Below are 12,886 nucleotides of genomic sequence, written 5' to 3' on the forward strand. Positions count from 1 at the left end.
CCGCTGAGGTTTCAGCGCTGAATCGGCGGGATCGCCATAATCCACCGTCTGATCGTGCCTCGGGGCGGAGCCTCGCGGGCATCCTCCACTCATCAGGCGCAGAAACCCAAGCCGGAGCAAGTTGTCCCGACCTGCGACGGTCGTGTGCGGGACCGGAAGAATCTTCATCGCCTGGAAATCGTTGAGCGAATCGTGCGACAGGCCGCCCGTCCGACGAGGAATCGCTGTCGATCGGCGTCTGCGGCCACGCCCGCTCCGTGCGGCGCTGGCGTTAGCCTGCCGGGTGACGTACGTCCGACCGAACACGAACCCCTTCCCGTCGCACACGATCCATGCGTTCGCGAGGTGTTGGAGATCCCACGTGACGAGAACGTCGGTGTGCGCAGGCGAGGTGAGGGCAAGATGCACGGCATCGCCCGCCGCATCGGTGGGACTCGGCGTGTGATCGATATCGAACACGCCGACATCGGACAACTCCGCCGGCTCATCCAGGAGTTCGATGCCCGCGAGAAGCCGGAGACCGGCGAAACGCTACGGCTCAGGAACCTCGCCCAACTCTGCAAGAACAGGGCACGACGTCACCCGACGATGACGGCGTGACGCTTCAGACCACCACATCCGCGTCGCCTCGCGCCACGCGATGGCGATAGCCGTATCGCGCGTCTCCGCGTGGCAACCGGAGATTGTCGTCTCAACATACATCGTGGGCATGAGCAAACTATATCGAGGAGCCGACGCACCGGCGATTCCGGCGGCTATCACACATCCCCTATGCCACCGCCGCCCGACCCGTCGCCGCCAGGCGTTCGGCCTCGTCCTCGCCGCCCTCGAGCACCAGCTGGTCCACCGTCGGGGCGTCCGCCAGCGGCCGACCCTTCTCGTCCGTCAGCGCGCGCCCGTCAAGCGTCCGGATGATCGGGATCGGGTGCGCCTTCTCGTGCACCGCCAGCGCCTTCTCCAGCGCGGCACGCTTCTCCTCCGGAAGCGCGGCCCACTTCCCGCGCCCGCGGCACTTCGGGAACCGCGAACACCCCAGCCACGGCCCGCGAATCCCGCCGCGCAGGTTCAGCGGCGACTCGCACTTCTCGCACAGCAGGTCCGTCACCAGCGGCGGCGGCGCGGGCGCGGTGACGTGCCCCTTCTTGTCGATGTTCAGGATCATCCCCGCGTCCTGGCTCTCGCCCTTCTCCAGCGGCGTCGCCAGGAACGGCCCGAACCGGCCGGTCTTGCGCACCATCGCGCGCCCCGTCTTCGGGCAGCGCACGTTCACGTACTCCGCCGTGCGCGGGCGGCCCTGCCGGTCGATCGGCGCGGCGTACTCGCACTCCGGATACCGCGAGCAACTCAGGAACCGCCCGTTGCGCCCGAAGCGGTAGACAAGCCCCGCCCCGCACTTCTCGCAGCGGTACTCCGGTGGCGCGGGCTGCACCTCGGCCTTGGCGTGCGAGAGCTCCTCGTGGGCGCGTTCGAGGCTCTCGCTGAACGGGCCGTAGAAGCGTTCGAGCATCTCGATCCAGTCGAGGTGCTCCTCCTCGACCTTGTCCAGTTCCGCCTCCATCTCGCGGGTGTAGCCGACGTCCATGATCTTCGGGAACGCCTCGACGAGCTTGTCGGTCACCACCTCGCCCAGGTCCGTCGCGTGGAAAGCCCTGCCGATCAGCTCGACGTACTTGCGGTCCTGGATCTTGGCGATGATGTCCGCGTAGGTGCTGGGGCGGCCGATCCCTTCCGCCTCCAGCGTCTTGATGAGCGAGGCCTCACTGTACCTCGGGGGGGGGCTGGTGAAGCGCTGCAGCGCGTCGATGGACGCCGGGCGCAGCGCGGTCCCCTCGGCGAGGCGAGGCAGCGTCGCCTCGTCGCTCCCCGTCGGCACGCCCGCCACGCGGTAGAACCCGTCGAACGCGAGCGTGCGCCCCGTCGCGCGGAAGGTCAGTCGCTTCGACGCATCCTTGCCGCCGATGATGCTCACGCTCGTCGAGTCCCACTCCGCGGGCGTCATCTGGCAGGCCACGAAGCGGCTCCAGATCAACTCGTAGAGCCTGAACTGGTCGGGCTTGAGCGCGCGACGGACGCGCTCGGGCGGGTAGTCGAGCGACGCCGGGCGGATCGCCTCGTGCGCCTCCTGCGCCGCCTTGTTCGACGAGGTGTAGACGTTCGCCTTCCCGGGCAGATACTTCGGGCCGAACGTGCGCGAGATATAGTCTCGCACGCCCGCGACCGCCTCGGCCGCCAGGTGCGTCGAGTCGGTACGCATGTAGGTGATGAGACCCACAGGCCCCTCGCCCGGAATCTCGACGCCCTCGTACAACTGCTGCGCGGCCCGCATGGTGCGGCTGGCCGCGAACCCCAGCCGGCTCGAGGCCGCCTGCTGCAGCGTGCTCGTGATGAAGGGCGCGGGCGGACGCACGCTCGTGCGCTTCGTCTCGATGCCGGCGACGGTGTACGGCGTCGCCGGGTCCGCCGTGCCCCGCACCGTGCGACGCCAGCGCGCCGGACCGCGCCCCTCGGCGTCCTCCTCGCTCGATACCTCGACCTGCCGCAGCCCCGCGGACTCGATGATCGCTCGCACGCGCGGCGTCAGGTCCGTCCCCGCCTCGCCCGTTCGCACCTCGAACTTCTCGCCCCCGACCTCCACCAGTTCCGCCCGGATCAGCCGGTTCTCCGCGAGCCAGGCGTTCTGGGCCTTGATCGTCGGCGCATTGCCCTTCTCGTCGCGCTCGTCGAGCAGGGCGCGCCACGCGGGGCCGAGGCGACGCGCGTCCTCCTCGCTCAGGGCGAACACGCCCTCGACCTGCCAGTATTCATCCGGGACGAACGCTCGAATCTCGCGCTCACGCTCCACGATCAGCCGGACCGCGACGCTCTGCACACGCCCGGCGCTCAGCCCCCGCGCGACCTTCTTCCACAGAAGCGGCGAGACCTGGTAGCCCACGATGCGGTCGAGGATGCGACGGGCCTGCTGCGCGTTCACCTTGTCCACGTCGATCGGGTGCGGGTGCTGGAACGCACGGTCGATCTCGGCTTTGGTGATCGCCGCGAACATCACCCGCCTCGCCCGCGCCGGGTCGATGCCCAGTTCCTCGGCCAGGTGCCAGGCGATCGCCTCGCCCTCGCGGTCGAGGTCGGTGGCGAACCAGACGTCGTGCCCCGATGCCCGGGCGTCCTTCGCGGCCGCTTTCAGGTCGCGGATCACGCCTTCCTTGCCAGACAGCACCTCGTAGGTCGGCCGGAACTTCCTCTTCAGGTCAACGCCCGGAACGGGGCTCTTGTCACCCTTGGCCGCCTTGCTCGGCAGGTCGCGGACATGCCCGACGCTCGGCAGCACGATGTAGTCCGGACCGAGATACTTATTGATGGTCTTGGCCTTGGACGGGCTTTCCACGATGACGACATGGCGGCCCTTGGCATCGCCGGACTTGTACCCCAGGCCCGAACCACGCCGACGGCCGGACGCACCCGCGCCGCTCCGCGCACCCGACCGCCCACCCGCACTCCCCGCTCGCTTTGCCATCATGCTTTCCGCGTGGTTTCCCTCGACCCGACCAGACCCTCCCCTCAAGGGATCGACAGGCCGCTCGGGGGGGAGGGAATGGCCGCCCTCAGGCGGAGTCAAGCGGGATGGCTATGCCACCCGGGCAGATTCCTGTTCGGACGCTGGGGCAGAAGGCCTGCAAAGTCGGGGGGAACGCCGGAATCCGCCCAGGCATGCCATTTACAGCGCAAGCAAAGTATCGACAATGGTTTGCGCGTGCAGCGGGGGTACCGCTTCGTCGGCAGTCAACCGTATGGAACCAGGGATTTCCCGCAATCGACGAAGCCAGGTTCGCTGGTTCTTTGCGAAGCGTCGCGTTTCGATCTTGATCGCCTCGACGGCCTCGTCGAGCGTCGCACGCCCTTCGAGATGCGCGAGAAGTTGTTTATAGCCAAGGGCTTCGCGGGCTTGAGGGCCGAGCCGGGGGGCAAGGGCACGCACCTCGTCGAGCAGGCCTCGCTGCATCATCGCTTTCACGCGCGCGTTGATGCGCCTGTTGAGGGCTTCCGTGGGCCACTCGACGCCGACCAACAGGGCGTCCGGGCGCGGCGCGCGGTCCCACTGTGACTGATGCTCGGTGATCGGCCGCCCGGTCAGACGGAAGACCTCCAGGGCGCGGATGCTGCGGCGTTCGTCGTTCGGATGGATGCGAGCCGCCGCGGCGGGATCGACTCGCTCCAGTTCGCGCCGGCGCGCTGCCGGGTCCATGGCACGGAGTTCAGCACGGAGGGCGGCGTCCTCCCCCGGACCTTCAAACAGGCCGTCGAGCAGGGCCTTGATGTAGAGGTGTGTGCCCCCGACGACGATGGGTGTGATGCCGCGCGAACGAAGCTCATCGATGCGCGAGTTCGCGAGCGCGAGCCAGCGATGGAGCGTGAACGGCTCGGGGTCGTCCGGCTCGACGATGTCGATGAGGTGGTGCACGACGCCGCGCCGCTCGGCGGGGGTGGGCTTGGCCGTGCCAACGTCCATGCAGCGGTAGACCTGAAAGGCATCGGCCGAGACGACCTCGCCTCGGGCCATGCCCCGGCCTTCGAGCGCCAGCGCGACCTCGACGGCCAGCGCGGACTTGCCGGAGGCGGTGGGGCCGACGATGACGGGGAAGCAGGAGGGCACGGGGGAGGGTATGAAGCAGTGTCGCTCCCTTGACGACTCGTTGGGCACGACCGTCGGGGGACAGAGGAAGAGAGACGACGCCAGACCGACGGCCGCGGCACGGGCGGCGGCACTCCGGCGTGCTCCGAGCTTCAGTTCCCGAAGCCCTCGTCGAGCAGGCGATAGGCGGCGGGGTGCAGGGGACCGGTGGTGCTGGGGAACATCTCTTCGGTGTACAACATCGCGTCCATCTGGTCGGGCCAGACGGCGTGCATGGGGGCGTAGCCGAGGGGACGGGCGCAGAGGCGGGTGCGCAGCGGGTGGTCCGGGGGCGCGGAGCGGAAGTCGATCCAGAGGAATCGGCGGCCGGTGGCGAGGGCCGCGGCTTCGAGCGAGCCTTCGCGCGGCGGGTCGATGCGCGAGGGCGCCATGTTGAGTCGGGCGGCCGTGCCGCGGGCGGCGGTGAAGCCGACGGTGAAGATCGCGTCGCCGAGGATGGAGCGGGCGCGTTCTCCGGCGGTCAGCGTGTTGTCGTAGGTGAACGGCAGGCCGGTCTCGATCTCGCTCGCGCGGTGGAGGGCGTGCATGGTCGCCTCCCAGACGATGAGACGACGCCCCTTGTAATACTCGTCCGCAAGCCAGGCGAGGTTGTCGCCCATGCGGGCGTCGCGGATGTTGTTCAGGGGCGCGCCGCGCACGTTCCCCTCGGCGAAGCGGATCCACTCGCGCATATCGTCGATGACGCGGGCGAAGAAATCGGCCTCCGGTTCGCCGTGGCGTGCGATGCGGTCGGTGCGCGAGGCGGCGGCGTCCATGGCGAGGGCTTCAAGTCCGCGCTTCGTGTCCTCGCCGATCTCACCGGCGATCACTGCGCCGAAGGCCTCGACGCCCGACGGAGCGAAGCAGCGAAGGGCGGCGTCGGCGTCGGGGGAGAGCGGCACGCCGGCCTCGGCAAAGTGCGCGCGAACACGGCGCGCCCACTCGCCCGTGCCGTGGTCGGAAGTGAACTGCGTGTCCATCCCCGCGGTGGCGATCGGGCGATCGGCGGCGTGGGACTCGGCCACGTAGTCGAGCAATGGGCGGACCTGCGCACTCTCGCGCCAGATGGGGAAGACGCCGTGGGCGTGTGCCTCCATCGTGGGCACACCCTCGCGGAGTTTCTCGTCCACGACGCGGCAGTCGAACATGCCGGACTCCCAGACGAGCACGTCGAAGCCCATGCGCCGGTGGAGGAACCGGACGAGGCGAATCTTGGCGAGGAAGGCCGCCCCGTCGCCGTGAGTCTGCTCCCCGAGTTGGACGACGCGCGCATCGCCGATGAGAGGGATCAGGGGTTCGAGATCGGAGAAGTCGTCGTCGCTCGGATCGATGGAGCGGATCGAGATCGCCTGGCCGGCGAGGAGGTCGGTCTGGGCAGTGACCGTGAGCGAGTCCAGAGCGATGCACGCCGCGGCGACCGGGATGAAATGGTAGAGGCGCATCGGCTCGAAGAATGATACGGATCGTGGTTGGCGTGGAATTGCGGATGGGAGCGCCACCGTCGCGAAGAGGGGAGCGGCGCAGGAGGGGATGGAATCCGACGGGAACGGCACGTGGGGGTGACTGCCCGCACCTACGATTGGCCATGCCTGTGCCGCGGATCGCCATCGTGGGTCGCCCGAACGTGGGGAAGAGTTCCCTGCTGAACATGATCGCGGGGGCGAAGGTCTCGATCGTGGACCCGACGCCGGGCGTTACGCGCGACCGCGTGAGCGTGGTGGTGGACCTGCCCTCGCCTGACGGATCGGAGCCGGCGCGGGCGGTCGAGTTCGTGGACACGGGCGGCTACGGCGTGTACGCGGCCGAGGGCGCGCGGTACGACGAGATCGGGGCGGACCTGTCGCGGCTGACGCCCGAGATCGAGCGGCAGATCGGCGAGGCGGTGGCGAGCGCTGACCTCGTGCTCTTCGCGGTGGACGTGCAGGCGGGCGTCACGCCGCAGGACGAGGAAATCGGGCGGATGCTGCGCGAGGGGCGGTTCGTCTCACGTCGAACCGAGAAGAAGCTCGCGCAAAGGCGCGGGGACACGGAGGCGAGCGGGGGAGGAGAGGGGGGGGGTGATGCCGACACTCCGTCGCTCCGTCACCCCGTCACTGCGCCCCGCGTCCGCGTGGTGGCGACGAAGGTGGACGGGCCGAGCTGGGAGACGCACGCGCACGAGCTGGCGTCGCTGGGCTTCGGCGAGCCGCTGATGGTGAGCGCAAAGAGCAACTACTTCCGTCGGGACTTCCTGGACACGCTGTACGGGCTGCTGCCGCCGGCGACGGCGGATGCAGCGCCCCCGCCGGCGGACCTGCGGGTGGCGATCATCGGAAAGCGGAACGCGGGGAAGAGTTCGCTGGTCAATGCGCTGGCGGGCGAGCCGCGTGTGATCGTGTCCGAGATCGCGGGGACGACGCGCGACGCGGTGGACGTGCGGTTCGAGCTGGACGGCCGAGCGATCGTCGCGATCGACACGGCCGGGCTGCGGCGCAAGCGGAGTTTCCAGGGGCAGGTGGAGTGGTACGCCTTCGACCGGGCGAAGCGCGCGGTCGAGCGGGCGGACGTGGTGCTGCTGCTGATCGATGCCACGGAGCCGGTGAGCCAGGTGGACCAGCAACTGGCGATGCTGGCGCAGAAGGCGTACAAGCCCGTGGTGATCGTGGTGAACAAGTGGGATCTGGCCGAGGGGAAGCAAGGCACGAAGGGGCGGCGCGTCACCACCGAGGACTACGAGGAGTACCTGCGCCGAGAACTGAAGGGGCTGTCGTTCGCGCCTGTGGCATTCACGTCCGCGACCGAGGGCAGGAACCTGCGCGGACTGATCGACGTCGCCTTCGACCTGCACGAGCAGGCCGGGCGGCGCGTGACGACGGGCGAACTGAACCGGCTGGTGCGCGGCATCATCGAGACGCGCGGACCGACGAGCAAGGTCGGAACGCGCGTGAAACTGTTCTACGTGGCGCAAGTGCGCACAAACCCGCCGACGATCGCGCTGGTGGTGAACCACCCGGAACTCTTCACGGCCAACTATGAGCGGTTCCTGCTGAACCGCTTCCGCGAGGAACTGCCGTTCGAGGAGGTGCCGATCCGTCTGCTGGTGCGGGCGCGCAAGCGCGGGGAGCGGATGGACGAGCCGGGCCAGAGCGCCGTGGACGCGGCGGTCGAGGCGCGCACGGACGCCGCGGATTGGTTCGAGGACGAGTGAAGATCAACCGTCGAGGAGTTCCCGCATGCGAACGCTTCGGTAGGCGAAGATGCGTTCGAGATCCGGGCGGATGAGGGCGTCGTGCAGGAGTCGCCCGCCGGGGGCGGCGTACTCGACGGTGTCTGTGATGCGGGTACCGCCGCCGGGGACTTCCTCGAAGCGGTGCTCGTGCCACCACCACTTGTAGGGACCGACGGTCTGAGCGTCAACGAATCGGAACGGGGGTTGCCACGCGAGAATGACGGACTGCCATCGCATAGGCAGGCAGCGGACGCGCAGGCGATAGTCGAGCACCAGCCCTTGGCGCATGGTGACGGGGGGCGGAGTGAGCACGCGGAATCGGAGCCACGGCGGCGTGAGCGCCTCAAGGTTGAACGGGTCGGAGAAAAATGCGAACACGCGCTCGATGGGGAGCGGCGAGAGCGTTTCCGTGTGAAGCGTCTTCAGGGGATGCTCGGCGGGCCTGCGCTTCGAGCCGAGCGCGCCGGGACGGTCGTGCGTGAGCGGTGCATGGACGGTTGCGGCAATCATGGATCGCTCCTTGCGTGAAAGCCCAACGCGGCGTTTCCGCCGCGCCGGGCCGGGGTCGCTCGATCGTGTCAGGCCATCGCGGGACGGCGCGAACCGGCGGCGAGGCGTTGCGGCAGGGTGCGGAGGTTCACGGCCTGGAAGACGGCGGAGAGACCGACGAGGACGTAGACGACGCGTGCAAGAGCGGCGGTGTTGCCACCCAAGAGGAAGGCGACGAGGTCGAACTGGAACGCGCCCCACAGGCCCCAGTTCAAGCCGCCGACGATGATGAGGATGAGGGTAACGATGTCGAGAATCTTCATGGTGTTGCTCCTTGCGGGCGTGCGCCCGGCGTGTTTCGGTGTGCTGGTTACCGAGGCAGGATGACAGCGTCGATGACGTGGATCACGCCGTTCGAGGCGTCGATGTCGGTGCGGACGACGCGGGCGCCGTCGGCGACGAGCGAGCCGTTGGCGAGATCAAAGACGATTTCGTTGCCCTGGAGCGTGGCGGCCGCGCCGAGCGAGAGGGCTTGGGCGGCGTAGACGCGCCCCGGGATGACGTGGTACCTGAGGATGGAGGCGAGCTTGTCCTTGTTCTCCGGCTTGAGGAGAGACTCGACCGTACCCGCGGGAAGTTTCCCGAAGGCCTCATCGGTCGGCGCGAGGACGGTGAAGGGACCATTGCCGGCGAGCGTATCAGCGAGACCCGCGGCCTTCGCGGCGGCGAGGAGCGTCCCGAACGTTCCGGCCTTCGACGCGACGGCGACGATCGTGCCGTCCGCGGGCAGGATCACGCGATCGATGACGTGAATGATCCCGTTGGAGGCCTCAACGTCCGCGACGATGACGGCGGCACCGTCGATGCGGACGCCGTCGCCGGTGCGAGTGAACTCGACGCGCTGGCCGTTGAGCGTGGTCGCGCCGCTCAACCGGGCGACGCGCGACGCCGGGATCGCGCCGGGTACAACGTGGTAGGTGAGAATGCCGGCGAGCGCCGCGCGGTTCTCGGGGCGGAGGAGCGACTCCACCGTGCCTGCGGGGAGTTTGGCGAAGGCCTCGTCCGTCGGCGCGAACACGGTGATGGGATCTGACGAGCGGAGCGCATCGACGAGTCCCGCGGCCTCGGCGGCGGCGAGGAGCGTCGTGAACTTGCCAGTCCCGGCCGCGACGTTCACCACGTCGTCCGCGGCGACGACGTACGACGCATGCCTGGCCTGTCCAGGCTGCTCCTTTGTCGTTTCGCAGACCTGCGGCGTTGAGCACTGCCCCGAGGCGTGCCCGGCCAGAGCGAGAATCGCGACCAACCCACCGACGACCGAAATACTGCGGTTCATCCGACCACCTCCTGATCTCCGGGCGAGGCGACCCACACGGGCCGATGCCGTCCGGATTGTGACCAGTATAAACGGCCATATCGTTCAAATCAAGCAAAACGTTCGACATGATGGAATAATGTCCGTACAATCGCTATAAATAGCTCCGATTCGGGGCTGGCAGAACCGCTTTGGATGATTCCCGACGGACTGACGAGCAAGGATTTGAGCGATGAAAGCCACCCAAACCTTACTTTCTCCGAACGATTTGGCCATGGCAATCGGTGTGAGCGAATCGTCCCTGAAGCGCTGGGTGGACCGGGGTGACATTCGCGCGGTGCGAACGATGGGGGGACATCGGCGCATCCCATTGGAGGAAGCGGTTCGGTTCATCCGGCACACGCGACATCCGGTGGTGGATCCGACCGTACTAGGGATGGCGGAGGCCGCGGGGCATGTCGGCTGGGCGGAGGGACCTGACTGGCGTGCCCTCGTGGAAGCGTTGAAGGCGGAGGATCACGGTCGGGCACGGGGGATGCTGCTCGCCGCATACCTCTCAGGGACGTCCGTCTCGCGGATCGCGGACGAGTTGATCCATCCGGCGATGGAGGAACTGGGCGGGCTGTGGAAGCACAGTTCTGCCGGGATCATGGTCGAACACCGTGCAACGGACACATGCATCCAGACGGTGAGCCAGATCCGATCGTTGATCCATGCGCCGGATGGCGCTCCTGTCGCCGTAGGGGGAGGGGCGCCGGGTGATCCGTACGTGCTTGGTTCTCTCGCCGCGGCGGTGACGCTTGCGGAAGAAGGTTTCCGCACGGTGAACCTCGGCCCGGACACGCCGCTCGACGTGCTGGCCGCGGCGGCGCGGGAGTACGCCGCATCGCTCGTCTGGCTCAGTCTGTCGTCGCAAGGCCGTTCACGCCCGAGCGGGCGGGAGCTGCTGGCGTTCGCTCGGAGCATGGCGCAAGAAGGGGCAAAGGTCGCGTTGGGAGGGCGTGCCCTGCCCCCGCTGCCGGGACCGCCCGAGCCGGGCGTGTTCATCGGCAAGTCGATGAGCGAACTCGCGGCATACGCGGCTGGCGTGCGTGCGGCGGCGGCACACGGCTGAATGCTCAGTCGAACTCCTCGATATCGGTGCGCAGCCGGTCGTGCTCGCCAGGCTGCTCGAACATCGCGGTGACGGAGGGCGCGGTAGCGCGGTGGCCGGCCATGGCGTGTCGCCGGGTACAGTGTGGCACGGCTGCCGGGGGCGCGTCACGCCTGAGCGCCTGAGAGTTGTGCCTTTGGGCGGGAGGTTGTGGTGTCGGGTCATGCGGTGCTGATCGTCGTGCTGGTGATCGTGGCTGTGGACCTGATCCTGGTGCCGCTGATCCTGCGCGCGTTCGTGGCGTCGTCGTGGGGGCCGATCATGTCCCGCTACCCGGCGGTGGAACCCGCGCCGGACGCCGTGCGTCGGAACTTCCAGAGTTTCAAGGTCGGGATGGCGAACTTCGGGTTCAGCGTGCACGTGGCGGCTGACTCGGCGCACCTGCACCTCATGCCGACGATGCTGATGCGCTGGTCGGGCATGAAGCCGGCGAGCGTGCCGTGGGAGGTGGTGCGGCCGGAGGGCCGGCCGGGGCGGATGTACGCGAAGGTGCGGATAGAAGGGCAGCCGCAGACGGTGGTGGGGCCGGCCTGGGCGCTCTCGCTGGCGGGGGAGGGGGGCGGAGCCGCGGCGAGCAGTCCGAAGGACGTCTGATCTGCACGGACGGTACGCTTCGCGCGTGGGACTGCGCATCCTTCACGTCTCAACCCGTCTCATCCTCGGCGGCTCGCAGGAGAACACCGTCCTCTCGTGCGAGGGGCAGGCGAGACTCGGGCACGAGGTGCACCTGGCGTTCGGCCCGATCTACGGGCCGGAGGGGTCGCTGCTCGGGCGCGTCGAGGCATTCAACGAGCGGTGCGCACGCGGCCAGGAGCGGACGGATGAGGGGGGGGCGTGCCGGCCGATCGGTGTGCACGTCGTGCCGCACCTGCTGCGGGAGGTCCGCCCGATCTCCGACGCGCGGTGCTACCGCGAGCTGAAGCGGCTGATCGACGCGCTGCGCCCGGACGTGGTGCACACGCACTCGTCGAAGGCGGGGATTCTCGGGAGAGCCGCGGCCTGGGCGGTGGGGCACGGAAGAAATGAGCAAAGAGCACGAGGGCAAATGGCAGATGCAGCGGAGGCAAGCACGCGGGGAACGTGCGGAGCCATCTGCCACACCATCCACGGCCCGCCGTTCATGCCGGTGGAGGGGTCGCCGGTGCGGCGCGCGAAGGTCCGGGCGACGAACCTGATGTACGTGCTCGCGGAGCGGTACGCGGCGCGCCGATGCGACATGATCATCTCGGTCGCCGACGCGATGACCGCCCTCTTTCTTTCACACCGGGTCGGCACGCCCGGGCAGTACGTCACGGTGCGGTCGGGGATGGAGGTGGAGTCGTTCCTGCACGCGCGCCCGGGCGAGACGCGCGAGGAGGTCCGATGCGAACTGGGCTTCGCGCCGGGCGACTTCGTGATCGGCACGGTCGCTCGCCTCGCGGAGCACAAGGGGCACGACGACATCCTCGACGCTCTGCGGGACGACCTGCGCTCGCACCCGGACTGGAAGTTGCTGTGGGTGGGGGACGGGTGGTGGCGCGAGCGGCTGCTGGCGCGCGTCGAGGCGCTGGGGCTGCACGATCGCGTGGTGACGACGGGGCTGGTGCCGCAGGAGCGCGTGCCGGCCATGATGCGGGCGATGGACGTGCTGCTGCACCCGTCGTACCGCGAGGGCCTGCCGCGGACGGTGCCGCAGGCGCTGCTGTGCGGCGTCGCGCCGGTGGCGTACGACGTGGACGGGACGCGGGAGGTCTGCCGCCCGGGCGAGACGGGCGTGCTCGTACCCCTGCGCGATCTCGGCGCGCTGCGGGCTGGTGTCGTGCGGCTCTACGAGCATCCCGAGGAGCGGCACGCGCTGGCGGAGCGCGGGCGAGAGTTCTGCCGAGAGGAGTTCAGCGCGCAGCGGATGGTTCGGGAGTTGGAGCGCGTGTACCGACGCGTTCTGGCGGCGCGCTGACCGCCCGGCGCGACCGTCAGCGGGATGACGCCCCCCGATCCGGGTCGTGGTCTGAATCTCTCGGCGTTATCGCGATATCTTCAGCGATCGTGGGGACCCCCCTGAGCGGCGATCATCGT

The 12,886-nt window shown here is 68.8% G+C and carries 11 protein-coding genes; 5 read left to right on the forward strand and 6 right to left on the reverse strand.

The features are described from left to right. The first annotated feature begins 402 nt into the window (after window positions 1-402). The gene (locus FBT69_04255) at window positions 403-600 is read left to right on the forward strand and encodes a hypothetical protein (protein MDL1904013.1); all 198 of its coding nucleotides are present in this window, start codon (window positions 403-405) and stop codon (window positions 598-600) included. A 169-nt stretch (window positions 601-769) separates the two neighbouring features. On the opposite strand, the gene topA is transcribed toward FBT69_04255, so the two are convergent. From topA to FBT69_04270, 3 genes are all read right to left on the reverse strand, one after another. Next, entirely contained in the window at window positions 770-3,511 is a 2,742-nt protein-coding gene (gene topA / locus FBT69_04260; GenBank protein ID MDL1904014.1) for a type I DNA topoisomerase, read from the reverse strand. 201 nt (window positions 3,512-3,712) lie between these two features. Then, window positions 3,713-4,930, reverse strand: a complete 1,218-nt coding sequence (gene miaA, locus FBT69_04265; GenBank protein ID MDL1904015.1) for a tRNA (adenosine(37)-N6)-dimethylallyltransferase MiaA — start codon at window positions 4,928-4,930, stop codon at window positions 3,713-3,715. Next, window positions 4,780-6,108 (reverse strand): erythromycin esterase family protein, encoded by a 1,329-nt coding sequence (locus FBT69_04270; GenBank protein ID MDL1904016.1) that lies wholly within the window; start codon window positions 6,106-6,108, stop codon window positions 4,780-4,782. The genes miaA and FBT69_04270 overlap by 151 nt, the downstream gene beginning before the upstream one ends. A gap of 11 nt (window positions 6,109-6,119) precedes the next feature. On the opposite strand from FBT69_04270, the gene der reads away from it, so the two are divergent. Then, entirely contained in the window at window positions 6,120-7,853 is a 1,734-nt protein-coding gene (gene der / locus FBT69_04275) for a ribosome biogenesis GTPase Der (GenBank protein ID MDL1904017.1), read from the forward strand. 3 nt (window positions 7,854-7,856) lie between these two features. On the opposite strand, the gene FBT69_04280 is transcribed toward der, so the two are convergent. The 3 genes from FBT69_04280 to FBT69_04290 all read right to left on the reverse strand — a co-directional run bounded on the left by FBT69_04280 (window position 7,857) and on the right by FBT69_04290 (window position 9,699). Beyond that, window positions 7,857-8,300, reverse strand: a complete 444-nt coding sequence (locus FBT69_04280; protein MDL1904018.1) for an SRPBCC family protein — start codon at window positions 8,298-8,300, stop codon at window positions 7,857-7,859. 152 nt (window positions 8,301-8,452) lie between these two features. Next, a complete protein-coding gene (locus tag FBT69_04285; GenBank protein ID MDL1904019.1) occupies window positions 8,453-8,686 on the reverse strand; it encodes a DUF378 domain-containing protein in 234 nt (77 codons plus the stop codon). 47 nt (window positions 8,687-8,733) lie between these two features. Next, window positions 8,734-9,699: a fasciclin domain-containing protein gene (locus FBT69_04290; protein ID MDL1904020.1), complete on the reverse strand. Its 966-nt coding sequence runs from the start codon at window positions 9,697-9,699 to the stop codon at window positions 8,734-8,736. A gap of 211 nt (window positions 9,700-9,910) precedes the next feature. Here FBT69_04290 and FBT69_04295 point away from each other — a divergent pair, with 211 nt between their 5' ends. The 3 genes from FBT69_04295 to FBT69_04305 all read left to right on the forward strand — a co-directional run bounded on the left by FBT69_04295 (window position 9,911) and on the right by FBT69_04305 (window position 12,767). Further along, window positions 9,911-10,792 carry a helix-turn-helix domain-containing protein gene (locus FBT69_04295; protein MDL1904021.1) on the forward strand — a complete coding sequence of 294 codons (882 nt, stop codon included), beginning with the start codon at window positions 9,911-9,913 and terminating at the stop codon, window positions 10,790-10,792. Between the two features lie 192 nt (window positions 10,793-10,984). Further along, complete coding sequence (locus tag FBT69_04300; GenBank protein MDL1904022.1) at window positions 10,985-11,425, forward strand: hypothetical protein; 441 nt, start codon at window positions 10,985-10,987, stop codon at window positions 11,423-11,425. Between the two features lie 25 nt (window positions 11,426-11,450). Then, window positions 11,451-12,767: a glycosyltransferase family 4 protein gene (locus tag FBT69_04305; protein ID MDL1904023.1), complete on the forward strand. Its 1,317-nt coding sequence runs from the start codon at window positions 11,451-11,453 to the stop codon at window positions 12,765-12,767. Window positions 12,768-12,886 lie beyond the last annotated feature (119 nt).

The sequence above is a fragment of the Synechococcales cyanobacterium CNB genome, assembly GCA_030263455.1.
Classification (GTDB): domain Bacteria; phylum Planctomycetota; class Phycisphaerae; order Phycisphaerales; family UBA1924; genus CAADGN01.